Below are 24,907 nucleotides of genomic sequence, written 5' to 3' on the forward strand. Positions count from 1 at the left end.
AAAGGGAGAGACAGATGAGTAAGAAAAGGATAAGATGGGGGATTTTAGGACTGGTACTGGGTCTGGCAGTTGCTTTTCCGGCAGGAGGGAAATTAAAGGCCGCCATGACAGTTGTAGAAGTAAAAAAGACAGGACAGGTCGTCGATGAGTTTCAGGGAGTGAACGCGGTTTACCGTCCGGGAAAGTGGGACGGAAATGACAAGACTTATTCCTGTGCGGCCCTGGTTAAGAAATATTATCAGGCCAGATATGGATTTACACCGTACAATCTTTTTTCCGGAGCAACGCCGGAGGAGTATGAAAAAGGCGGTAAGTTCAAAAAGGTTTCTTCACCAAAGGTGGGAGATATCGCATCGGCAGGCACACACTGGGCTATTGTTCAGAATGTTTCCGGAAACAATGTCACATTGCTTGAGCAGAACTGGAAGTGGCAGGAAAAAGGCAGGACCTATGCCAAGGCGGACAGAGTCGTATCAAAGGGTGAGATGAAGTATTTCCGTTACTATGACAAAAGCGGCAGGGAAGTGTCAAACGGCAGCAGTCCGGTGGCATCATCTACGTCCAAACCAAGGACATTGAGTATTAACAAGACAAGCCTTTCGGTCAAAACCAGAGCTACTGCAGCCCTGAAGGCAACGATCGGCAATAAGAGGAGCGGAGATAAATTGATATTCTCTTCTTCCAATAAAAAGATTGCCACAGTCTCCTCAAAAGGAGTGATAACCGGAGTCAAAACGGGCACATGCTATGTAACGGTTAAAGTCAATGGAACCAGCCTTTCAAAGAAGTGCAAGGTCAAAGTATCCCTTGGTTCCAGAATCATAAAGCTGAACGCCAGCAGGCTGACACTGATGAAAGTAAAAAAATATCCTTTGAAAGGTGTCATTTATAATAAACGGTCCAAGGACAAACTGAAGTATAAGACAAGCAATAAAAAGATCGCCACAGTCTCTTCCAAGGGAGTTGTCAAAAAGAAGAAAAAAGGAAAGGCAACGATAACCGCATGGATTCCGGGTACATCCACGAAGAAAACATGCAAAGTTACCGTAAAATAGAGTACATAGGGAAACACGCACTGCGTGTTTCTTCTGTTTTAAAGCCGAAGATATAAAAAATACTTATAAATAACAGGAGAAGAACATAAGATGATAGCATCAAGCGTGAATTGGAATGTCGTATTGAATCATTATACAGATCAGATTTTAGATTTTGCACTGAATATATTGGTGGCACTGATCATTGTCGGTGTCGGGTTTAAGCTGAGCAAATGGCTGGTTTCTCTGTTTCGGAAAGGAATGGAGAAGCGGAAAGTAGATCTCGGAGTTGTAACCTTCAGCTGTTCCTTCCTGAAAATTGCCCTGAGGTGCATTGTCATATTCATGGCAGTAGAGCGTCTGGGAGTGAAGGGAACATCTATTGTGGCTCTGTTCGGATCAGCCGGTGTTGCCGTAGGTCTGGCCCTGCAGGGGAGTCTCTCCAATATTGCAGGAGGAGTTCTTCTGCTGATCCTGAAACCGTTCCAGGTGGGAGATTATATTGTGGTGGACGGCACAGGCTGTGAAGGTGAAGTGGCATCCATGGACATTTTCTACACAAAGCTCAAGACCGTGGACAATCGGGTCATCGTGATCCCAAACGGAACACTGAGCAACAGCAATTTGATTAATAACACAAAGCAGGACAGCAGACTGATTGATTTGAAGATTGGGATTGCCTATGACAGCGATATACAGAAAGTAAAAGAGACGATGCTCGGTGTGGCGAAAAAAGAGCATATGACCCAGGATGAAAATATTCAGGTATTTGTCAGTGATCTGGCCGACAGTTCCGTGATCATGGGGCTGAGGGCATGGGTATCTACGGAGGTGTATGTTTCCACTAAGTGGTCTTTACTGGAGCATATCAAAGATGCATTTGACCGGGAAGGCATTGAAATACCTTACAATAAACTGGATGTCAATGTTACGGAAATAAAGGGAACAGATCGGGAACAGGCTACAGTATAGGGACGAAAATATCCATAAGAAATGGAGAAAATCTGCGGTTTACAGATTTTCTCCATTTCTTTTTTGAAACAAAAGATTGTTTACTTTCTCAGTGATCCAGATTTCACTTTCTGTGATTTCGATATCGTATCCGGCAATGACCTGCTGATCGAACCGGTGTATTATTTCATCAAACTCCGGAGCATTCTCCTTTTTCTTAGGAAACCGTATTTGGGTTTCAAAGCTGTCTGCAAACTGTAATCCTGTCAATTCGCCGAGTTTAAGCCACTCCTCTTTTGTATAGAACTTGATATGTCCGTCTTTTTTCATCTGCATATATGCATCCACAAACCGTTTGTCATCATTATCATTCGGAGCGGGATCGGCAAGAAATAATTTTCCGTTTGGTTTCAATACCCTGTTGATTTCATGGAAAGTATCGGCGATTTGCGGAAAATGATGCAGGGCGTACCGGGTAATAACCAGATCAAATGTCTCATCGGCAAAAGGGAAGGCAAGACCGTCATAACTTAAAAAAATCAGATTTCTTAAGCCCTCGGTTTCAGACCTTTTTCTGTTATGATTCAATGCGTTTTCCACGATGTCCAGTCCGGTAACTTCGGCTTCCGGATATTTCCCGGCAATGGGAAAAGCCAGATAGCCTGTCCCTGTGCCGAGATCAAGAACATTCATTCCAGGGCTTATATTCAGGAAATTTAGGATCAACTCCAGATGATTTTGGTCCTGAGTCTGTTCATTGTAAAAGGTTCCTGACTTAAAACTTTCTTCAAATCCTTTTTTTGTACGTTCTATGCTCTCATATGAATCACGTTTCACTGTATCTTCACCTCTGAAATTTCTTTAGCTGTTCCTGAATCTTTTCCTTTGTTCTCTTCAGCCAATAGAGGACCGAATTTTGTTTGACATACACAAGGATTCCGGCAACGAGCAGAAGGACTAGGGGCAGGAGGAATTTCAGTGCATTTAATAAGAAATGACCCGAAGTGCTTCCTTCATAGTTTACAGTAAAAGAATCGCCTGTGAGTTCTACCTTATGAATAGAAGCTACTGCCTCGTCTCCCTCCATCAGGGCGGAGATCGGTTTATCCGCTACGTTCTGTGCCATTTTAATGTTTTTGGAATGATCTGCGGTCACAGAAATATCAACAGAGGAATCTTTGCTCACGGAGGCAAAAGTGAAAGTGCCTTTGGCTTTCTTATTGTTCAGATGCAGTCTGAATTTTCCGGTATAGCCGGATGTCTGTCCGCGGAAAAGGGTCTTCTTGGTCTCATAGGAAGAAGAACTGCCCTTCCAGATCTTTTTCAAATCTGCATCGCATTGGTCTACGGTGCCTTTCTGTGTGAAAGAGAGGCGGTAGTCATCCTCTTTGTCCAGTGAAACATTGGAGACAGTACTGCCCATAAAGGCTTCTTTGAGTTTAGCAAGTTCCCGTTTGTTACAGACAGAAGAGAAAATAAAGCTGAAACTTCTTCGGATATCATTTTTATTTTTGTAAACTTCCGCAATCTCATACTTTCTCACCGGCTGTCCAAAGGAAGATGAGAAATTTACTTTCTTTTTGCCTGTTTTTCCGTCGATCAGAGTCTGTTCGCCGCTGCCGGAATAGGCGGCGTTGGAAATATGAGTGTAGGTGACGGGGACTTTTCCGGATTCGTCTGCAAAGTTTTTAAAATCTAATGTCTCTTCATAGTCCAGGAGGAATTCAAAGGGGCTGCCGCTCTTTGTCTCTACCCGGTATGTGCCTCTCGTATCTGATGTGTGAAGCACCTTTCGTGTGACGGCGCACAGATCGGAAAAATTATCTTTGGTAAAGGTGATGATCAGGGTTTTTCCGTCTTTTTCATTTTTCCAGCTTTTCTTATAAGAGGAGCCGGAAAAATAGCTGTTGACGGCAGATGAATGTTTTTCCAGGGTTTCTTTCGGCAGCCTGAAGGAAATCGTCCTTTTGAGTTTTCTGCTGCTTGTCTCCCGGGTTTTGATATCAATGGATGTGACAGGTACATAAGTCATTTCATCAATGCTGATCTTTTCATCTGTCTCGTATTTTTTTCCTGCGAACGTAAATTCTGTGCTCTTCAGGTTCCACAGGTCATTGACAGATTTCTGATCCACATACCCCTTCTCATAGAGAGCTGTATAGAGCCAGGACATCAGATCTTTCGTGGAGAAATTTTCTGAATAGCGAAGTCCCTTTGCAAACGGAGAATCTGCATAGCTGTAACTGATCTCCGGGGCAAAATTCAGCAGGGACTCGACTTTTTTTCTGTAATCTTTCAGGGAAGAAAAGTCCATGCGGAAGGTGTAGACCGTGTCGTCTTTTTCCGTGGTCTGCTTATAGACAAGGGCTTTCGGGCAGGCATCCCGTATGACCTTGTCTAAATCTTTTTTGGAACCGGAAAAATATCTTGCCAGATCGGCAGAACTGACCGTACAGGTCATGAGCCTGTGTCCGGAAAAATTTTTATTCAGTTCCATGCGGCTGTTCAGCTCGAGTCCGCATCCCCACAAAAAAATGAGAGAGAACAGCATAAGAGACAGCAAACATTTCTTTTTCATTTACAATTCCTTTAAATATGCTTCGTTTATTTTGATTACTTTTTTCATCGCATCCTGTCCCGGAGCTCCGATGGTATTTCGCTTTTCTACGCAGGTCTTCATGCTGATCGCATCATAAATATCTTCCGCAAAGGCAGGGCTGATCTCCTGATATTCCTCAAGAGAGAGCTCATCTAGGGAAATGCCTTTTTCAATACATAAAAGCACCAGCTGACCTACGATACCGTGAGCGTCCCGGAAAGGAACTCCGTGGTTTACCAGATAATCCGCTGCATCGGTGGCGTTGGTAAAGCCGTTCTTTGCGCTGTTTTCCATGCGGTCTTTATGAAACGTCATCGTCTTTATCATTCCTGTGAACAGGCTTAAACAGCCTTTTACCGTATCAATGGCATCGAAAGTATATTCTTTATCTTCCTGCATGTCTTTGTTATAGGCCAGCGGAATTCCCTTCATAGTCGTGAGGATGGAATTAAGAGCCGCATAGACACGGCCGGTCTTTCCGCGTACCAGCTCTGCGATATCCGGGTTTTTCTTCTGCGGCATAATGCTGCTTCCGGTACTGAAGCCATCGTCGATGGACACAAACTGGTATTCATTGGAGTTCCATATAATGATCTCTTCACTGAACCGGCTCAAATGCATCATAACAGTGGAAAGAGCAGATAATAGTTCTATGATATAATCCCGGTCGGAAACAGAATCCATGCTGTTTAAGGTTGGCCCGTAAAAGTCCAGAAGATCTGCGGTCATTTTTCTGTCCAGCGGATAGGTTGTCCCGGCGAGTGCTCCGGAACCTAACGGACAGTAATTCATTCTCTCATAGATATCGGTAAGGCGGGAGTAGTCCCTTTTGAACATCTCCATATAAGCGCCCGCGTGATGGGCAAGTGTCACCGGCTGTGCCTTTTGCAGATGGGTAAAGCCGGGCATAAATGTATCAAGATTGTCTTTCATGATCTGATGCAGATTTTCCATAAGATCCTTTAAAAGTTCCTTGAGAGAAGTGATTTCGTCTCTGGTATAAAGTTTCATGTCCAGAGCCACCTGATCGTTTCGGCTCCTTCCGGTGTGAAGCTTCTTTCCGGCATCGCCGATGCGGTCGATTAAATTGGCTTCCACAAAACTGTGAATGTCTTCATACTCACTTGTGATCTCAATGGTTCCTGACTCGATGTCTGAGAGGATACTGTTTAAACCGCCGACGATCTGGTCTCTCTCAGCCGCTGAGAGGACACCGATACTTTCAAGCATCGTAACGTGTGCAATGCTGCCCTCGATATCCTGACGGTAAAATTTCTGGTCAAATCCGATGGATGCATTGAAGTTGTAAACCAGCTGGTCGGTTTCCTTGGTGAACCTGCCACCCCATAATTGTGCCATATGTATTTCCTCATTTCTTATTATTTTGTCTTTTGATAAATTCTAACCATAATATTTTACACTATAAATGCAATATTTACTATATTTTTATTGGAAAAAGAGCGTATATCAAAACCCGGCATCGCACACAATATTTAAAAAACGGGTGAATAGAATGGAACGAAGATTAAAAATAGAAAAGCATTTAATTTTATTTGTTTTGGGCGGGATGGGATATTTCTTCCTGGAAGTTTTAGTGAGGGGATATTCCCATTATACGATGTTCCTGTGCGGAGGAGCCTGTTTTTTGTGCATCGGGCTTTTAAACGAGAGTGTAAAGATCAAGATGAGCTTTGTAAGCCAGATGGTTCTCTCTACGTTTATTATCACAGGGCTTGAGCTGATCACGGGGCTGATCGTTAACGTATGGCTTGGCTGGGATATTTGGGATTACTCTGATCTGCCATATAATTTTAAAGGGCAGATCTGCCTTTTGTACTCGGTGCTCTGGTTTTTTGCGTCCAGCGTGGCGATTGTCATGGATGATTTTTTAAGGTATAAACTGTTTCATGAAGAAAAACCTCATTACAAAATCCTTTGATTCTTTCCAGCAGTCAGAAGGAGGCTGTCTTGCCTTCTTCTGATCATATTTTGGGCAGACATCAGGCTCTTTTTATGATATTATTGTCAGGAAAGTATAGGCAGGGTGGAATTGCGGTGAACCGATTTCTTATCAAACTATAATAAAATCATAAGTATTTTCATAAGAATTAGCCAGAAAGAGTTTTATATAATGGTAGCTGCGAGGTGATTCTTATGAAAAAAATACCGACAGTACATAAAAAATTGGCAGCTGTCCTGCTGTTTGTCTTATTGGTGGGCTGTTTTCTGACGGGTGTTCTATATATATCCGGAAAAAAAACAGCCAAAAAATCTGTATATAAAAATGGAACGGTCCAATACAATATTTTCTATAATAACAAGGAAGAAATCAGACGGATGGTAAAGCAGGGCTTTGATCTGAATGACCCTGATCAATCTGCAGCCAATACCCCTCTGCTTATGGCGATTGATGCTCTCGACCGGAACCGGATGTACGGTATGGTGGAATTTTTGATCGGGCAGGGGGCAGAAGTGAATGCGGATTATTCTGCAGAAAATGATATTGTCTTTCGCCGCAGGACTCCGCTCTATGAGGCCATCTCCTTCGGAGACCGAAAGCTGCTCAGTCAGCTTTTGAAGGCCGGGGCAGATGCGGCTTATCAGGATAAAGACGGGACAACGCCGCTGATGTTTGCCTGCTATATGGCAAATGGAAACGTAGATCAAAACTCGGTGGATATCATCCGGAGTCTTCTGTATGCTGGTGCTGATCCGTCTGCCGTAAATAAAGACGGAAAAACAGCCGAGGACTATTTTGAAATGGGACGAAAGAACATAGAAGCCGAGATGAAAAACAGCCGCTTAACCGACGAAGAGAAGAAACAGAGCCGGCGGTATCTGGGAAAGATCCGGGTTCTGCTGGACCGTGCGGTCGTCAGCCGGCGATAGAAATGAGGATGGAAAATGAAAAAACAATTAGTAATCGCAGAGAAACCTTCGGTGGCAAGGGATATCGCCAGAGTTTTGGGATGCAGGCAGAAGGGATCTTCCTTTATGGAGGGGGATCAGTACATCGTGACCTGGGCACTGGGTCATCTGGTGACTCTGGCAGATCCGGAACAGTATGGGAATCAGTATAAGCAGTGGAGCATGGATACCCTTCCGATGATGCCAAAACAGTGGAAACTCGTGGTGATCGGGAAGACGTCCAGACAGTTTCAGTCTGTCAAAAAGCTGATCTTCAGGGAGGATGTGTCAGATATTATCATCGCGACAGATGCGGGGCGCGAGGGCGAACTGGTGGCCCGGTGGATTCTCTTAAAAGCAGGGAATAAAAAGCCGGTAAAACGGCTGTGGATTTCATCGGTCACGGACAAAGCTATCCGGGAGGGATTTTCGAGGCTGAAACCGGGAAAAGAATATGAAAACCTTTATCACGCGGCTGTGGCAAGGGCAGAGGCGGACTGGATGATAGGAATCAATGCAACGAGGGCACTGACCTGCAAGTATAACGCCCAATTATCCTGCGGCAGGGTACAGACTCCTACGCTTGCCATGATCGCGGAAAGAGAAGAGGAGATCCGCAGTTTCCGGCCGAAGAACTTTTACGGACTGAAAGCTGTCAGCCATGGCCTGACATTTACGTGGAAAGAACATAAGTCAGGGAGCAGTCAGAGTTTTGACAGGGAAAGAATAGAAAAAATAAGGAAAGCGGCGGACGGAGCACCTCTACTTGTTCAGAGGGTATCAAAAAAGCCGAAGAAAACCTATGCGCCTGCCCTCTACAATCTGACAGACCTTCAGACTGACGCAAACAAACGATTCGGATTTTCTGCCAAGCAGACGCTGAATCTGATGCAGAGTCTCTATGAGCACCACAAGGTCCTGACTTATCCGAGGACGGATTCCAGATATCTGACTGCCGACATGGCAGATACCATAAAAGAGCGTCTGAAAGCCGTGAGTGTGGGCCCATACAAGCAGTGGACCGCAAAGCTTATGACAAAACCGGTCAAGGCCTCGGCTTCGTTTATCGATGACGGCAGGGTATCGGACCATCATGCTATCATTCCGACAGAACAGCCGGTATTTCTGAGTGATATGAGTTTTGAGGAGCGGAAGATATTTGATCTGGTAGTGAAACGTTTTCTCGCTGTTTTGTCACCGGCCTGTGAATATGAGCAGACGTCTGTTTCCGGAAAAATCCAGGGAGAGACATTTGAGGCAAGAGGAACGGTCATGGTCAAAGCCGGATGGAAAGATCTTTATCGGGAAGAGGACGACAAAGATGATTCCCTGCCTCAGGAAAAACTAAAAATCTTCAAAGAGGGTATGAATGTGAAGGTGAACTCTTTAAAGATCACGGAAGGGAAGACCAGTCCGCCTGCCCGGTATACGGAAGGAACCCTGATTTCCAAAATGGAGCGGCAGGGCCTGGGCACGGTGGCCACCAGAGCGGATATTATTGAAAAGCTGTTTTCCAGTTTCCTTCTTGAAAAGAATGGGAATGAAGTTACGGTTACTGCAAAGGCAAAGCAGCTCTTAAAGCTGGTTCCGGAGGACTTAAGAAAAGCAGAACTGACAGCCCAGTGGGAGCGCAGACTCACGGCGATTGCCGAGGGCAGGGAAGACGACAGAAAGTTCATGGGAGAAATCAGCGGTTATACGAGACAGATCATTGATGAGATCAAACATGCCGACGGAACATTCCGCCATGAAAATCTTACCCGGCAGAAGTGTCCGGAATGCGGAAAATTTATGCTGAAAGTAAAAGGGAAACACGGTACATTTCTCGTGTGTCAGGACCGGGAATGCGGATACAGAAAAACACTTTCAAGGACAACCAACGCCAGATGCCCTGTCTGCCATAAAAAGATGGAGATGGTCGGAGACGGAGATGCCCAGAAGTTTGTCTGTGTGTGCGGGCACAAAGAAAAACTCAGTGCCTTCAAAGAGCGGAAGAAAAAAGAGGGCGCCGGAGTCAGCAAAAAGGAAGTGAACCGGTATCTGAAAAAGCAGCAGAAAGAAGCACAGGAGCCGATCAATAACGCCTTTGCGGATGCATTAGCGAAGCTGAAACTTTAAAAACACAGCAAGGGGAGTGGTATGAAACAGAAGAGAAAAAGATGGAGCCGGTGGCTGAAACTGCTTTTGATCCTTATATTTGCAGGGATTCTGACTGCAGGAGGGATCAACTGGTTTATGATTCACCAGTCTAAAAAAGATATAGAAACAGCCCGTCAGCTGGCCTTGGAACAAAAAGGGAAAAAAGCAGATGCAGTTGTCGTGCTTGGGGCAAAAGTGAGAAAAGACGGCAGCATGTGCCTGATGCTGAAAGAACGTGTTGATTTAGGGATCCAGGCTTACAAACAGGGACTTGCGGACCGGATCATTATGAGCGGTGACCATGGGGCAGAAGGATATGATGAGGTCAGTACCATGAAAGCATATGCCATAAAACAGGGAATCCCGTCCGAACATATCTTTAAGGATCATGCAGGATTTTCTACCTATGAGACAATGTATCGGGCAAGAGACGTTTTTAAGGCGAAAAGTATTGTTGTGGTCACACAAAAGTATCATCTGTATCGTGCCGTCTATGATGCAAAAGCGCTGGGACTTGAGGTGAAAGGAATTTCCTGCGATAAGGCTGTCTATAAAGGAGACAAAGCAAGAAAATTCCGGGAAGCCATTGCAAGGATCAAGGATTTTGGATATACCGCAGTAAAACCGAAACCTAAGTATTTAGGAAAAGCAGTTCCGGTCAGCGGAAATGGAAATACAACGGATTAGAAAACTGCCGGGCAGCTGAAAATATACAGCTGCCCGGCAGTTTTCTAATCATCATTATTTACTTTGTACTGGCAATTAATCAGCAAGTCCCTGGTCTTTTAATGCCCTTACTTTCATTGACAGGCCGAACAGACGGATGAATCCTTCTGCGTCGTGGTGGTCATAAAGGTCACCTGTTGTAAAGCTAGCCAGTGATTCGCTGTAAAGAGTATGAGGAGAGGAAGTACCCGCTTTGATGATATTTCCTTTGTAAAGCTTGAATTTTACTTCTCCGGTCACGTCTTTATCGACGGTCTCGATGAAAGACTGTAAGCCTTCTCTCAGAGGACAGAACCATTTTCCTTCATAGACAAGATCGGCAAATTTACCAGCAACGATTTTCTTGAACGCCATAGTATCACGGTCCAGTACAAGTTCTTCTAACTGCTGATGAGCTTCCATCAAAATTGTTCCGCCTGGAGTCTCATAGACACCGCGGGATTTCATGCCGACTACACGGTTTTCAACGATATCGATGATACCGATGCCGTGTTTTCCGCCTAATTCATTTAATTTACGGATGATATCGGAAGCCTTCATCTTTTCTCCGTTAACGGATACCGGAGCGCCGGATTCAAATCCGATCGTTACATATTCTCCTTCTTCCGGAGCCTGTTCCGGAGAATTTCCCAATACAAGCAAGTGATTGTAGTCGGGCTCTACCGCCGGGTCTTCTAATTCCAGGCCTTCATGGCTGATGTGCCATAAGTTCCGGTCACGGCTGTAACTGTTTTCTGCAGAGAACGGAAGGTCAATACCGTGGTCTTTGCAGTACTGGATCTCATCTTCACGGGAATCCATCTTCCATGTGTCCAGCTCACGCCATGGGGCGATGATCTTGATGTCCGGAGCCAGTGCCATGATGGATAACTCAAAACGGATCTGGTCGTTTCCTTTACCGGTAGCGCCGTGGCAGATCGCAACAGCACCTTCTTTTCTCGCAACTTCCACGAGTTTTTTAGCGATAACCGGACGGGCGAAGGATGTACCTAATAAATATTTGTTTTCGTAAACCGCATCGGCTTTGACCGTTGGGATCACATAGTCGTCAACGAATTCGTCAACAACATCTTCTATATATAACCTTGTGGCTCCGGAAAGCTTTGCCCGCTCTTCCAGACCGTCTAATTCATTTCCCTGTCCGACATCCACGCAGCAGCAGATGACTTCATAATCATAGTTTTCTTTTAACCATGGAATAATCGCGGTGGTGTCCAGCCCGCCGGAGTATGCCAAAACAACTTTTTCTTTCATTCTTGTTCCTCCTCATATAGTTCATACCATCAGATTTTTATCTGTGTTCTATCCAATAATATACGGGATAACAGGAGAAGATGCAAGGACTTTTTCATATAATAATGCATAAAATTTCAAAATAAATGAATATACACAGCAATAAATGAATAAATATTCATAATCCTTTTACGGTGAAAAGATTTAAAAACTCTGATTTATCGGTAAAAAAGGTGTTGCATATTACATTACAGAGATGTATAATTATAAACAATTCGTAAACGCAGGAAAAGAGGAGAATTTTATGATAAAAGCAGGAATTATAGGATCTACGGGTTATGCCGGACAGGAACTGGTCCGTCTGCTGATGCAGCACAAGGATGCAGAGATTGTTTGGTACGGCTCCAGAAGCTACATAGATCAAAAGTATTATGAGGTCTTCCATAATATGTTCGAGATCGTGGATGCCGACTGTATGGATGACAATATGGATGAACTGGCAGAGAAAGCGGATGTGATTTTTACGGCGACCCCGCAGGGATTGTGCAGTTCCCTCGTCTCAGAAGAAGTTTTGTCTAAGACAAAGATCATTGATTTAAGTGCAGACTTCAGAATCAAGGACGCCGACCGATATGAAGAGTGGTATGGGATCAGGCACCCCAGCAGGGAATTTATAAAAGAAGCAGTCTACGGCCTGTGTGAGATCAACAGGGAAGATGTAAAGAAAGCCAGACTGATCGCCAACCCGGGCTGTTATCCGACTTGTTCTATTTTATCCATTTATCCGCTGGCAAAAGAGGGACTGATCAATATGAATACCGTCATCATCGATGCCAAGTCCGGAACCTCCGGGGCGGGAAGGGGCGCAAAGGTCAACAACCTGTACTGTGAAGTCAATGAAAACATCAAAGCCTATGGAGTGGCATCCCACAGGCACACGCCGGAGATCGAGGATCAGCTCGGCTATGCGTGCGGACAGCCGGTGGTACTGAATTTCACTCCGCACCTGGTTCCGATGAACCGGGGAATCCTGGTGACAGCCTACGCTTCCTTAAAAGAAGAAGTTACATATGAACAGGTAAAAGATATTTACGATTCCTATTATAAAGAAGAAACATTTGTCAGAGTGCTTCCCGAGGGCGTATGTCCGGAGACCAGATGGGTAGAGGGCAGCAATTATGTAGATGTGAATTTTAAGATTGATCCGAGAACGAACCGGGTGATCATGATGGGTGCTATGGATAATCTGGTGAAAGGAGCGGCTGGTCAGGCGGTCCAGAATATGAACCTGATGTTCGGACTCGATGAGACAGAGGGGCTTAATCTGGTTCCAATGTTCCCGTAGGAGATGGAAAAGGAGATATATTTATGAAGATATTAGACGGAGGGGTGACATCCCCGAAAGGTTTTTTGGCAGCAGGACTTCGTGCAGGAATTAAGCCCGGAAAAACCAACAAAGACATGGCTATGATTTTAAGTGAAGAGCCCGCGGCTGTGGCAGGGACATTTACGAGAAATGTTGTGAAGGCAGCTCCGGTGCTCTGGGGACAAAAACTGGTGAAGGACCAGGAGACGGTCCGGGCAGTGGTTATCAATACGGGGATCGCAAATGCCTGTACCGGTGAAAAAGGTTATGACAATACGGTCAGGACAGCGGAAATGGCAGCGTCAGAGCTCGGTGTTTTAAAAGAAGAAGTTTTAGTGAGCTCTACCGGAGTGATCGGTCAGCAGCTTCCGATGGAAGCCATCGAAAAGGGAATCAGGCTTTTGGTTCCTGAGTTAAGGCATGACCGGCAGAGCAGCCGGGATGCGGCGGAGGCGATCCTCACCACCGATACGAAGACAAAAGAGGCAGCAGTTTCCGTGGAACTCTCAGGCACGGAGGTGACCGTTGGGGGCATCTGCAAGGGCTCCGGCATGATCCATCCCAACATGGGAACCATGCTCGGTTTTATCACCACAGACACCGCCATCGAAAAGACATTGCTGTTAGAACTCCAGAGAGAACTGATTGAGGATACTTTCAACATGATTTCTGTGGACGGAGATACGTCCACCAATGACACCGTATTTGTGCTGGCAAACGGAATGGCCGGAAACACAAGGATCACAGAGAAAAATGAGGACTATGAGACTTTTAAAAAGGCCCTGCTCTATGTAAACCGGGAGCTTGCCAAAAAGATTGCCGGAGACGGTGAGGGCTGTACAAAGTTATTTGAAGTTCAGGTACACCATGCACCGGATAAGGCTTGTGCCAAAACCCTGAGCAAGGCAGTAGTCACATCCAGCCTCACAAAGGCGGCCATTTACGGAAAAGACGCAAACTGGGGAAGAATCCTCTGTGCCATGGGATATTCGGGAGCGGCGTTTGACCCGCTGAAAGTGGATATCTCATTTGAGAGCAAAAAAGGAAGTCTTGCCATCGTAAAGGATGGGGTTGCCACAGATTATTCGGAAGATGCGGCTACGGAAATTTTATCCGAAGATGCAGTGACAGCGGTGATCGACATCCGCAGCGGAGAAGAGGCGGCCACGGCGTGGGGCTGTGACCTGACCCATGAATATGTATCTATCAACGCAGATTACAGGAGTTAAGGAGAGAAATTATGGACGAAAAGATGTTGGAAGAAGAATCATTAAAAGCAAAGGTGTTGATCGAAGCTCTGCCTTATATCCGTTATTTCAGCGGAAAATATGTGGTTGTCAAATATGGCGGAAGCGCCATGCTGGACGCAGATCTGCAGAAAAATGTGATCCGGGACGTGGCCCTTTTAAAATTGATCGGTATGAAGCCGATCATCGTACACGGCGGCGGCAAAGAGATCAGCAAGTGGGTGAAGCTTTCCGGAAAGGAACCTGAATTTTACAATGGACTCCGTGTCACAGACAAAGATACGATGGAGATCGCTGAGATGGTGCTGTTTAAGGTGAACCAGGAACTGGTTGCCATGATGGCCCAGCAGGGCATTAAGGCCGTCGGACTTTCCGGAAAAGACGCGGAGATGATGAAGGTTGAAAAAAAGGAAGTTCTGGGGAAAGATCTCGGCTATGTGGGAAATGTAACAGAAGTCAATACAGACCTTTTAGAGGCGCTCATTGAGGACGATTTTGTTCCGGTGATCTCTCCCATCGGACTTGGGGAGGATTACGAGGGCTATAACATCAATGCGGATGACACGGCCTGTGCCATTGCTTCTGCTTTGAACGCAGAGAAGCTGGTTTTCCTTACGGATATTGAGGGGGTTTTCATTGACCCTGAAGATAAGAGCACACTGATCTCTGAAATGGATTTGACCCAGGCCCATGAATTCGTAGACAAAGGAGTCGTTGGCGGGGGCATGCTTCCGAAGCTTAAAAACTGTATTGAGGCCATCGAAAACGGTGTTGCAAGAGTGCATATTCTGGACGGACGCCTGGATCACTGTCTGCTGCTTGAGTTCTTTACACAAAAAGGTATCGGAACGGCGATCTTAAAAGATCCGATTTTTTAGGAGGAGAACATGAATCATTTTATAGAAGACGGAGAAGCATACATATTAAAGACTTACAACCGTTTTCCCGTGGTTTTAGACCGCGGGGACGGCGTAAACTTATATGATACCGACGGGAAAGAATATCTGGATTTTGGGGCAGGGATCGCTGTTTTCGCATTGGGGTACGGAAACAGGGAATACAATGATGCTTTGAAAGTCCAGATCGACAAACTGATCCATACGTCGAACCTGTATTACAATGTGCCCTCGATTGAGGCTGCAAAAAAAATCGTGGAAGCCGCGAAGATGAAAAGAGTATTCTTTACCAACAGCGGTACAGAGGCCATCGAGGGAGCGCTGAAAGTCGCAAGGAAATACAAATATCAGGAGGACCCGGACAAGGAATATGAATTCATTGCAATGAAGCAGTCCTTCCACGGCAGAAGCCAGGGGGCCCTGTCTGTGACAGGCAATGAAAAGTATCAGGAAGGCTTTGTGCCGAAGGAATTCCGTGCGGTGTTTGCCGAATTCAATGATCTTTCCGATGTGGCTTCCAAGGTGACGGATAAGACCTGCGGCATCATCTGCGAGGTGGTACAGGGAGAAGGAGGCATTTATCCTGCCGACCCTGAATTTTTAAAGGGTTTAAGGGAACTCTGTGATGAGCATGACCTTCTGCTGATCTTTGACGAGATCCAGTGCGGCATGGGACGGTGCGGTTCTATGTTTGCCCATGATCTCTATGGAGTAAAACCGGACATACTGACCCTTGCCAAGGCCCTTGGATGCGGTATTCCTGTGGGTGCATTTGTCGCAGGTGAAAAAGCAGACGGGGTTTTAGTGCCCGGAGACCACGGAACGACTTATGGGGGGAATCCTCTGGCGGGAGCAGCGGTTAATGCTGTCTTTGACCAGTTTGAAAAGCTTGATCTGGTCGCACATGTCCGGGAAGTGGGCGGCTATCTGTGGGACAAACTCGAAGAACTGAAAAATGAGTTCAGTTTTATCACTGCCCACAGAGGCATCGGACTGATGCAGGGACTGGAGTTTTCGGAAGAGAAACAGGCCGGGCAGATTGTATCGAAGGCTCTGTCCAACGGACTGATTCTTATCTCTGCCGGAAACAATGTTTTGAGGTTTGTACCGCCCCTTGTCATTGAAAAGGAACATGTGGATATGATGACTGAAAAGCTCAGAGCCTCTTTTTAAATGTATAATCAAAAACTTCCAGGGATAAACTATGGGTAACAAATCTTTGGAGGTTTTTTTATGATTGGATTTATAATAGCATTAGTATCAGGTGCCCTGATGAGTATTCAGGGTGTATTTAACACCGAAGTTTCAAAGCAGACCGGATTGTGGACAGCCAGTTCTTTCGTGCAGTTTACCGGACTGCTGACCTGCCTTGCCGTCTGGATCTTTGCGGAAAGGGATCAGAGTTTTTTAAGTCTCATGAAAGTGTCGCCGAAATATGTGCTCCTGGGAGGAGTCATGGGTGCGGGCATTACCTTTACGGTGATCAAGAGCATCGGTTTACTCGGACCGGCAAAATCTGCCATGCTGATTGTGGCTGCACAGCTGATTGTCTCATACCTGATCGAGGTTTTCGGACTGTTTGGGGTCGAAAAAACAGGGTTTCAGTGGATGAAGCTTGCGGGCGTCGTATTGTTTGTTGCAGGCATCTTAATTTTTAAATGGAAATCATAGGGCTCTCCTGAAAGATGTCCTTGTAAAAATGAGGCAGATTAGTTACAATAGCAATAGAGATTTTACGCATGGTTAGATGGCGCTTTGTACAGTTAAGGAGGTCCTTAGATTGTATAGAGCAAAAAAGTTATGTATGACCGGTATTCTGCTTCTGACATTCTGCATCGCGGGATGTGCACAGAAGTCCGGAATGGAGATAAATGATGGGTCCGAGCCCCAAAGAACCGAAAAAGCTTCTGAGAAGGAGAAGATCTGCGTCTATGTCTGCGGCAGCGTGAAGAAACCTGGAGTTTATGAACTTCCGGAGGACGCAAGGATTGTCTCCGCCATCGCTTTGGCAGGAGGATTTACGAAGGATGCCTCAGCCGCAGGTGTCAATCAGGCAGAACGGATCAAAGACGGGCAGCAGATTTACGTGCCTTCGAAAAAGGAAGCCGGGAAGAAGGAAGATACATCTTCACCGACTGGAGGTTCCGGGACTCAGGACAAAAGGGTGAACTTAAACAGTGCATCCAGAGAAGAGCTGATGACCCTTACAGGGATCGGAGAGGCCAAAGCTTCCGACATTATTTCTTACAGAGAAGAAAACGGAGGCTTTGAAAAGCCGGAGGATATCATGAAGATCCGGGGAATCAAACAGGGCATCTACCGTAAAATCAAAGACATGATAACAGTTTAGTTTGAGGTGAAAATATGAAAAAGGTACTGGTTGTTGATGACGAAAAATTGATAGTAAAAGGAATCAAGTTCAGCCTTGAGCAGGATGAGATGGAGGTAGACTGTGCCTATGACGGAGAGGAAGCCCTGGGACTTGCAAAGGAAAATCAATACGATATCATCCTTCTGGATGTGATGCTTCCTAAGCTTACGGGATATGAAGTGTGTCAGGCCATCAGGGAGTTTTCGACCGTACCTATTATCATGCTGACAGCAAAGGGCGACGACATGGATAAGATCCTCGGACTTGAGTACGGCGCGGATGATTACGTAACCAAGCCGTTTAATATTCTGGAAGTGAAGGCGCGGATCAAGGCCATTTTAAGGAGAAGTGTCAGCCACGCTGCTCCGGCAGAGACACCGAAGGTGATCGAGAGCCGCGGATTAAAGATTGATTGTGACAGCCGCAGAGTCCATATCAACGGCAAAGAGGTTAACTTGACGGCGAAAGAGTTTGACTTGCTGGAACTGCTCGTGTTCCATCCGAATAAAGTATACAGCAGAGAAGATTTGCTGAACACTGTTTGGGGGTATGATTATCCGGGTGATGCCAGGACCGTGGATGTCCATATCAGGCGTCTGCGTGAAAAAATCGAAGTAAATCCGGGAGTTCCAGACTATGTACATACTAAATGGGGGGTAGGTTATTATTTCCAAGCATAAGAAGGACAGATTCTCCTACTTTAAGAGCATGCAGTTCCTCATTTTTATGTCAGTGCTGGTGATCACGGTATTCGTGGTGGTGCTGTTCAGCAAGCTTTTAAACGACTCCTACAGCGAGAAGGCAGAACAGCAGAAGATCGATGGAATTGTAAGCCAGTGTCAGTGGCTGGCTGGTCAGGTTGTCGGAGTGGATTTTTTGATTGATGACAGCTCCAACTCTATTTCCAACCAGACCAATGAACTGGCGGCGGGCCTGCATGGACGGATTATTGTCGTAAAGAGTAATTATAAAATAGTAAAAGACACAATGACAGATTATCAGGATAAGTTTTATATCTCTGACGAACTGCTGAACGTCATGAAAGGAAATAAGAAACGCATTGTCTCCGAGGTGGGCAGCAATGTAGAGATCATGATTCCGATCATGAACAAAGGGAACAGGAAAAAGAAGGTACTGGGAAGTGTCATCGCAACGATTCCGAAGAGCGATATTGTCGCTGTGTCCAATGAGATGAAGCAGCAGAGGAATATGCTGGTGGTGGCGTTTATCATCTGCGGTATGTCCGCCGGGGCGCTGCTGAGCTACTGGCTTACAAAAGACTACCGTAAGATTCAAAAGGATCTGGATTTTATTTCTTCCGGACATGAAGATGAGATGATCAGCGTCGTGGGATGCACCGAAGTTAAAAACATGGTTACGGCCATGAATGAGATTCTTGCCAAGGCACAGGTTCTTGAGAATTCACGTCAGGAATTTGTTTCCAACGTTTCTCATGAACTGAAGACGCCTATGACTTCCATGAAAGTTCTGGCCGATTCCCTTCTTCAGCAGGGAGAGACGGTGCCGGCGGAACTCTACCGTGAATTTATGAATGATATTGTGGCTGAGATCGACCGGGAGAATGTAATCATATCGGACCTTTTATCTCTGGTTAAACTGGATAAAAAGGCAGCTAAGCTGGAGATTTCCAGCGTCAATATCAATGAACTGCTGGAGATGATCATGAAGCGGCTGAAACCGATTGCAGGGCAGAGGAACATTGAGCTGATTCTGGAATCTTTCCGTCCGGTAACGGCCGAGATCGATGAGGTAAAGCTGACCCTGGCGCTCTCCAACCTGATTGAGAATGCAATCAAGTATAACCAGGACGACGGATGGGTGAGAGTGTCTTTAAATGCCGACCACAAATATTTTTATGTGAAGGTAGCGGATTCAGGCGTCGGCATCCCGGAAGACTGTCAGGGACAGGTGTTTGAGCGGTTCTACCGGGTAGACAAGGCCAGATCCAGAGAGACCGGAGGAACCGGTCTGGGACTTGCTATTACCAAAAATGCAGTTCTTGTCCATAACGGTGAAATCAAGCTGTACAGCAAAGAGGGAGAGGGCACTACATTTACAGTCCGAATTCCGCTCAAATATCAGGCATAAGGAGGGATACGGCGGTGAGAAAACGAACGATTTTATTATGTATCCTTCTGACGCTTTTCAGTGTGCTCATTTTCTGTGCGGGCTGTTCAAAGAAAGATGATGAGGATACACAGTCAAAAGACGGGACAGGAATTTACTACACGAACAAAACATACACGAAGCTGATCCGAAAGGACAAAGACATCGATGTCCAAATGAACAGTCAGCTGGGAGCAGAGGAACTTTTGGACGAGATGTCCAGGGTCGGCAGGAACAGCAAGTATAAGACAGCCATTCCGGAAGATATCAACATCAGCAATGTGACTGTTTCCAACAATATTGCCTACGTGGATTTTTCGGTTGGATATAAGAAGATTGAACCGAATGAAGATGTCATCTGCAAAGCTGCCATCGTCTATACGCTGACACAGCTGAAAGGGGTCGGATATGTGGAATTTACTGTTTCCGGGCGTCCGATCATTGATACAGACGGCAAACTGATCGGCGCGCTGAACCGGGACAGCTTTATATTCGGAGAACTTCCGATGGAGTAAAAATGAATAACAGACCATTTCTTGCAGTATTTGCAGGCTGTTGGCTTGGAGAAATCACAGCATGTCATGATGTTCGGATGGTTTTCGCAGCGCTTCTCTTTTCAGGGATATTTGTGCTCTTTTTTAAGAAACAAATTTCTGGATGGAGAAGGGCTGTTTTATTTTTCTTTGCAGGCTTTCTTGCGGGAGCACTTATGTTTGTTTATCAGAACAAAAGGTTCACCCGGCAGGAAAATGTGTTAAAAGGCTCTGAACAGGTAAGAGCGGCGGGAACCGCAGAGTGGAAAGGGAGGACAAAGAAGAAAGAATTTCTGCTTTTATCCCATGTATATCTGCCGGACCGGCATCTATATCTGGACGGGGACGTGATGGTCTATGACGATGACTTTGGCCATATACTGCCGGGAAATAAAGTTGTGCTGACGGGAGAGCTTCTGCCTCATGAAGGGCCGTCCAATCTGGGAGAGAACGATATGAGGATCTATTATCTCTCCAGGAATATCGGATTTACGATGTTTCCGGATAAGAAGGAAATTTTGGGGCAGGAGAAAAAGTTTTGGAAGAGCAGGTTGTTCTCTTTACGGAACCGTATGTCAAAAAATCTTTCCTTGCAGTATGACGAAAAGATACGGCCCATGTTTGAGGCTATGATCCTGGGTGACAAGACGGGGATTTCCAAAGATTTGAAAGACACCTTTACCCAAAGCGGGATCGTTCATATCCTGGCTATTTCCGGCCTGCACATTTCGCTGGCAGGCGCAGGGATTTACCGCAGACTGAGAGGGGCCGGGGTTCCTGTCTGTCTGTCCGGTGCAGCCGGGCTGACCTTTGCTTTGTCTTACTGTGTCATGACCGGCATGACCGGTTCATCGAAAAGAGCCCTGTTCATGTTTTTTTTCTTCGTGCTGTCCCAGGTATGCGGACGCTCTTATGATCTGCTGTCATCCGGCGGAGCGGCAGGGCTTCTGCTTTTGCTGGAAAGTCCGTTCAGATGTTTGGATGCAGGTTTTTTGATGTCCATGGGAGCGGTGATGGCCGCCGGTATTTACCGGGAAGTGCTGCCGGCAGGAAAACAGAAAACTTTCAGGGACAGACAGATCAGGCGATTTGTCTTCTGTATCGTGGTCCAGATCATTATGACGCCGGTTCTCTTATATTTTCAGTATGAATGCTATCCTTTATCTTTTATATTTAACTTTTTGATGCTTCCTCTCGTGACAGCGGGTTTTACGGCAGGATTCCTGAGTGCTTTTCTGCCGGTTTTCCTGTTTTCTGTCCCTGCGTCTGCTTTGTTTTCGCTTGTTGTGGCAGGGACAAGTCTGTCCCGCCGCCTGCCGGTTCAGAATCTCGTCCTTGGAAAACCTTCTTTCTTGTGGATCATCGTATTTTATATGGGACTCTGTCTGCTTTATAAGACTTTGAAGAAGAGCTCTTACCATAAATATGCCTGCCTGCTGGCATGCGGCTGCTTTTTGATCTTGGGAGTGCAGAAAAAGCAGGATAAGATTTCTTTTCTGGATGTGGGACAGGGAGACTGCATCGCCCTGTCGTTAAACCGGCAGGATATGATTCTGGTGGACGGCGGAAGTTCCTCCAAACAAGATGTGGGACAGTATATCATAGCACCCTATGTAAAATCACAGGGATATCAGGCGGTCAGCGCAGCAGTCATCACCCACCTGGATTCTGACCATTATTCGGGTATCAGAGAACTTCTGCCGTCGGGGATGATCAGGCGCCTTTATCTGCCCCGGGTAAAAAAAGATCATGCATATATGGAAATAGAAAAGGAAGCCCGACAATATCACGTTTCGGTCAGTTATCTGTCCATGGGGAGTAAGTTTTCAGGGACTGACTGGTCTATGGAATGTCTGCACCCCGGGCCGGATACCGGGCTGGAGAAAAATGCCGCTTCCCTTGTGTTTCGGCTGAAGGTACGGGGTTTGAGTGTTCTTCTGACAGGAGACCTGGAGAACGAGGGGGAAGAGATGCTTGTGCAGAGCGGGATACAGCATGCTGACATATTGAAGGTGGGACATCACGGATCTAAAAACGGCACAGGAGAGGAGCTGCTCCGTCAGCTCAGGCCAAAGATTGCCATCGTTTCCGCGGGGAAAAAGAACCGATACGGGCATCCCCACCGGGAGACGGTCAGAAGGCTGAACGATTCGGGGTGCAGTATCTATGAGACTTCCAGATCAGGAATGCTCTGGTTTTCCATGGAAAGAAAGCGGTGGTATTTAAATCCCAAACTTGATATAATGAAACAATGATGAAAAAGAAGAAAATAGCAGGTATTGTCCCATGTGCAGGGCTATCGAGGAGGATGGGGGCGTTTAAGCCGCTGCTTCCGTTTGGTGACGGAACCATCATAAGCGGTACGGTCAAAAGCCTTTTGAATGCCGGTGTCAGCAAGGTCATCGTGGTGGCAGGATACCGCGCAGATGAAATTGAAGAAGAACTGGCTTCTATGAGCGGGACAGAGATCATACATAATGACAATTTTGAGCACGGAGATATGATGGAATCCGTTCAGGTGGGGATAGCCAGGGCTCTGGCCTTTGACGGCATCACGGTGGTGCCGGGGGATATGCCGATGATTGCACAAAACACATATCAGAAGCTTTTTACATGGCTCGAAGCCTCAGAGGCCTCGGTCGTTATTCCGTCCAGAAACGGTCAGAGAATTCATCCTCCGGTGATTTCGAAGGAGTGTTTTCCATATCTTTTAAGATTCAGAGAAGGAGGAGGTCTCAGGCGGGCACTGCTCCATTTCCTGGAATCTACGGTTTTGGTTACGGTGGATGACGATCCCGGGTGCATGATGGATACGGATACACCGCAGGATTATGTGAGACTGATGGAATATTACGGCAGAGTGAGGAAAAGGCATGGAATTTCGGCAGATTGAAGCTTTTATAAATGTAGTAAAGTATCAGAGTTTTTCTAAGGCGGCAAAGATTATGTTTCTTTCCCAGCCCACAGTCAGTGCCCATGTGGTTTCGCTGGAACAGGAATTATCCTGCCGTCTGTTTAACCGGACGACGAAACGGGTGGAAGTCACGGCAGATGGGGAGAGATTATATGAGTATGCCAGGAAAATGCTGGAGTTAAGAGATCAAGTATATGATGAATTCATCCGGCCGAAAGGAGAGAGGCCTTCTCTCGTACTTGCCGGGGATTCGATTGCTCTCCAGTATGTCCTGCCTGATATCTTAAAGGATTTTAAGCAGCTCCACAGGGAGGCTGACATATCTCTTGTCCAGAAGAACAGTGTGGATACGGTCAAGATGTTACTTAAAAAAGAAGCTGATCTCGGATTTCTGGGGAAACATGAAAATGTGCCGGAACTTACCTTTATCCCTTACGGGACCGATCAGCAGGTGGTAATTGCGCCAAATCAGGAAAAGTACAGGAATCTGCTGGAAAATGGCTATTCGTTTCAGGAACTGCTCAGTGAACCTTTTATTTTAAGAGAACTCACAGATGATACGGAGGAAGATGAAGACCGATTTTTAGAAGAACAAGGTGTTGATTTGAGTAAGCTTCATGTGGCTGCAAAAATCCATGATAAGGAGATCATGAAACGTTCCGTCAGTATGGGAATGGGCATCGCCGTCATGCCGCTGAAAGCGGTGGAAGAAGAGGCAAAAAGGGGAAAGCTGCTGATGTTTCATCTGGACCCCGGGAAAGCCGGGAGAACCCTTTACCTGGCTTTCCGCAAAGAAGATGAAGAGCAGACCATGATTTTAGATTTTACGGCTCTGTGCAGAAAATATAATGGAAGAGAAAGGCTTTGATGATGAAAAGAGTTTTACAGCATATAAAAGAACAGAAGTATCAGAATCTATATTTATTTTATGGAAAAGAAAAATATCTGGTGGCCCAGACGCGGGATAAGTTAAAAGAGGCGCTGATTCCATCCGGGGATACGATGAATTACTCCTATTTTGAGGGAAAAAAGACGGACATTCCGGAAATTTTAGAACTGATACAAACCATGCCATTTTTTAATGATTACCGTCTTTTGGTGCTGGATCAGACAGAACTTGGGAAGAAAAGCAATGATGATTTTTTAAATGCGCTCAAGGAAATGCCGGAGACCACCATCCTTTTGATCATTGAAGATGATGTGGACAAAAGGTCAAAAATCTACAAATACATTAACAAAGAAGGATGTGCGGTGTCTTTTGAGACGCCGAAGGAAAAGGACCTGGTCCTGTGGGTTGCGCAGATGCTGAAAAAGGAACAAAAAAAAATGACCCAGAAAGATATTCAGCTGTTTCTCTATAAGACCGGGCAGGATATGTTTACAATCAAAAATGAGCTGGAGAAATTGATTTCCTATACGAAGGGCAGAGAGGTTATTGGGGCGGAAGATCTGGAGGCCCTGACCACAGCACAGACGACGAATCAGATTTTTGTCATGCTGGAAGCCATCGCAAAAAAGCAGCGGGATACCGTTTTAAAGCTCTATTATGATCTGATCGAGCTGAAGGAATCACCTTTCGGGATACTGGCTCTGCTGGTGAGACAGTGCAATCAGCTTTTACAGACACAGTCGCTTCTGAAAGCCGGAAAATCCCAGGGAGAAATGGCGAAAGAACTGAAAGTGCCCCCATTTGTAGCGGGAAAACTGAAGCAGCAGGTGCGGTTATTTAAGAGAGAAGAACTATATGAGATGATAAAAAAATGCGCAGCCACAGACGAAGGAATCAAGACCGGAAAAATTACGGACAGGATCGGAGTGGAACTGCTGCTCGTAGAATTCAGTAAGTAAGATTAAAGCGGGAAAG

Annotated in this window: 23 protein-coding genes; 19 read left to right on the forward strand and 4 right to left on the reverse strand. The window is 45.9% G+C overall.

What is annotated here, in order from left to right:
* Window positions 1-14: 14 nt before the first annotated feature.
* Both DWV34_RS07140 and DWV34_RS07145 read left to right on the forward strand, forming a co-directional pair.
* Window positions 15-1,055 (forward strand): Ig-like domain-containing protein, encoded by a 1,041-nt coding sequence (locus DWV34_RS07140; RefSeq protein WP_009289481.1) that lies wholly within the window; start codon window positions 15-17, stop codon window positions 1,053-1,055.
* Window positions 1,056-1,145: 90 nt separating this feature from the next.
* Entirely contained in the window at window positions 1,146-2,006 is an 861-nt protein-coding gene (locus tag DWV34_RS07145; RefSeq protein ID WP_006566725.1) for a mechanosensitive ion channel family protein, read from the forward strand.
* A gap of 39 nt (window positions 2,007-2,045) precedes the next feature.
* Here the strand turns inward: DWV34_RS07145 and DWV34_RS07150 are convergent, their stop codons facing one another.
* The 3 genes from DWV34_RS07150 to argH are packed head-to-tail and all read right to left on the reverse strand — an operon-like array spanning window position 2,046 to window position 5,943.
* Complete coding sequence (locus DWV34_RS07150) at window positions 2,046-2,822, reverse strand: class I SAM-dependent methyltransferase (protein ID WP_006566726.1); 777 nt, start codon at window positions 2,820-2,822, stop codon at window positions 2,046-2,048.
* A gap of 7 nt (window positions 2,823-2,829) precedes the next feature.
* The gene (locus DWV34_RS07155; RefSeq protein WP_118475828.1) at window positions 2,830-4,563 is read right to left on the reverse strand and encodes a hypothetical protein; all 1,734 of its coding nucleotides are present in this window, start codon (window positions 4,561-4,563) and stop codon (window positions 2,830-2,832) included.
* On the reverse strand, window positions 4,564-5,943 hold the full coding sequence (gene argH / locus DWV34_RS07160; RefSeq protein ID WP_006566728.1) for an argininosuccinate lyase: 1,380 nt from the start codon (window positions 5,941-5,943) through the stop codon (window positions 4,564-4,566).
* A gap of 154 nt (window positions 5,944-6,097) precedes the next feature.
* Here argH and DWV34_RS07165 point away from each other — a divergent pair, with 154 nt between their 5' ends.
* The 4 genes from DWV34_RS07165 (at window position 6,098) to DWV34_RS07180 (ending at window position 10,317) form a co-directional block, all read left to right on the forward strand.
* A complete protein-coding gene (locus tag DWV34_RS07165) occupies window positions 6,098-6,523 on the forward strand; it encodes a putative ABC transporter permease (RefSeq protein WP_009289485.1) in 426 nt (141 codons plus the stop codon).
* 215 nt (window positions 6,524-6,738) lie between these two features.
* Entirely contained in the window at window positions 6,739-7,473 is a 735-nt protein-coding gene (locus DWV34_RS07170) for an ankyrin repeat domain-containing protein (protein ID WP_006566730.1), read from the forward strand.
* 15 nt (window positions 7,474-7,488) lie between these two features.
* Entirely contained in the window at window positions 7,489-9,609 is a 2,121-nt protein-coding gene (locus DWV34_RS07175) for a DNA topoisomerase III (protein WP_118475830.1), read from the forward strand.
* Between the two features lie 21 nt (window positions 9,610-9,630).
* Window positions 9,631-10,317 (forward strand): SanA/YdcF family protein, encoded by a 687-nt coding sequence (locus DWV34_RS07180; RefSeq protein WP_006566732.1) that lies wholly within the window; start codon window positions 9,631-9,633, stop codon window positions 10,315-10,317.
* Window positions 10,318-10,392: 75 nt separating this feature from the next.
* On the opposite strand, the gene DWV34_RS07185 is transcribed toward DWV34_RS07180, so the two are convergent.
* A complete protein-coding gene (locus tag DWV34_RS07185; protein WP_006566733.1) occupies window positions 10,393-11,610 on the reverse strand; it encodes an argininosuccinate synthase in 1,218 nt (405 codons plus the stop codon).
* 283 nt (window positions 11,611-11,893) lie between these two features.
* On the opposite strand from DWV34_RS07185, the gene argC reads away from it, so the two are divergent.
* From argC to holA, 13 genes are all read left to right on the forward strand, one after another.
* The gene (gene argC, locus DWV34_RS07190; protein WP_118475832.1) at window positions 11,894-12,934 is read left to right on the forward strand and encodes an N-acetyl-gamma-glutamyl-phosphate reductase; all 1,041 of its coding nucleotides are present in this window, start codon (window positions 11,894-11,896) and stop codon (window positions 12,932-12,934) included.
* Between the two features lie 23 nt (window positions 12,935-12,957).
* Complete coding sequence (argJ, locus tag DWV34_RS07195) at window positions 12,958-14,184, forward strand: bifunctional ornithine acetyltransferase/N-acetylglutamate synthase (protein ID WP_006566735.1); 1,227 nt, start codon at window positions 12,958-12,960, stop codon at window positions 14,182-14,184.
* Window positions 14,185-14,195: 11 nt separating this feature from the next.
* Entirely contained in the window at window positions 14,196-15,080 is an 885-nt protein-coding gene (gene argB / locus DWV34_RS07200) for an acetylglutamate kinase (protein WP_006566736.1), read from the forward strand.
* A gap of 9 nt (window positions 15,081-15,089) precedes the next feature.
* Window positions 15,090-16,271, forward strand: a complete 1,182-nt coding sequence (locus DWV34_RS07205; RefSeq protein WP_006566737.1) for an aspartate aminotransferase family protein — start codon at window positions 15,090-15,092, stop codon at window positions 16,269-16,271.
* Window positions 16,272-16,331: 60 nt separating this feature from the next.
* Complete coding sequence (locus DWV34_RS07210; RefSeq protein WP_006566738.1) at window positions 16,332-16,769, forward strand: DMT family transporter; 438 nt, start codon at window positions 16,332-16,334, stop codon at window positions 16,767-16,769.
* Between the two features lie 109 nt (window positions 16,770-16,878).
* The gene (locus tag DWV34_RS07215; RefSeq protein WP_009289492.1) at window positions 16,879-17,448 is read left to right on the forward strand and encodes a helix-hairpin-helix domain-containing protein; all 570 of its coding nucleotides are present in this window, start codon (window positions 16,879-16,881) and stop codon (window positions 17,446-17,448) included.
* Between the two features lie 14 nt (window positions 17,449-17,462).
* On the forward strand, window positions 17,463-18,149 hold the full coding sequence (locus DWV34_RS07220; protein WP_006566740.1) for a response regulator transcription factor: 687 nt from the start codon (window positions 17,463-17,465) through the stop codon (window positions 18,147-18,149).
* A 28-nt stretch (window positions 18,150-18,177) separates the two neighbouring features.
* Window positions 18,178-19,578 carry a sensor histidine kinase gene (locus tag DWV34_RS07225; RefSeq protein WP_006566741.1) on the forward strand — a complete coding sequence of 467 codons (1,401 nt, stop codon included), beginning with the start codon at window positions 18,178-18,180 and terminating at the stop codon, window positions 19,576-19,578.
* Between the two features lie 14 nt (window positions 19,579-19,592).
* Window positions 19,593-20,111 (forward strand): GerMN domain-containing protein, encoded by a 519-nt coding sequence (locus tag DWV34_RS07230; protein ID WP_009289495.1) that lies wholly within the window; start codon window positions 19,593-19,595, stop codon window positions 20,109-20,111.
* 2 nt (window positions 20,112-20,113) lie between these two features.
* Window positions 20,114-22,384, forward strand: a complete 2,271-nt coding sequence (locus DWV34_RS07235) for a DNA internalization-related competence protein ComEC/Rec2 (protein ID WP_022260773.1) — start codon at window positions 20,114-20,116, stop codon at window positions 22,382-22,384.
* Complete coding sequence (locus DWV34_RS07240) at window positions 22,384-23,022, forward strand: nucleotidyltransferase family protein (protein WP_227031843.1); 639 nt, start codon at window positions 22,384-22,386, stop codon at window positions 23,020-23,022. The genes DWV34_RS07235 and DWV34_RS07240 overlap by 1 nt, the downstream gene beginning before the upstream one ends.
* A complete protein-coding gene (locus DWV34_RS07245) occupies window positions 23,003-23,911 on the forward strand; it encodes a selenium metabolism-associated LysR family transcriptional regulator (RefSeq protein ID WP_006566745.1) in 909 nt (302 codons plus the stop codon). The genes DWV34_RS07240 and DWV34_RS07245 overlap by 20 nt, the downstream gene beginning before the upstream one ends.
* Window positions 23,911-24,891, forward strand: coding sequence for a DNA polymerase III subunit delta (holA, locus tag DWV34_RS07250; protein WP_006566746.1), 981 nt, complete (start codon window positions 23,911-23,913; stop codon window positions 24,889-24,891). The genes DWV34_RS07245 and holA overlap by 1 nt, the downstream gene beginning before the upstream one ends.
* Window positions 24,892-24,907: the final 16 nt, after the last annotated feature.

Origin of the sequence: Anaerostipes sp. AF04-45 (assembly GCF_003461725.1) — a bacterium.
Taxonomy (GTDB): domain Bacteria; phylum Bacillota; class Clostridia; order Lachnospirales; family Lachnospiraceae; genus Anaerostipes; species Anaerostipes caccae.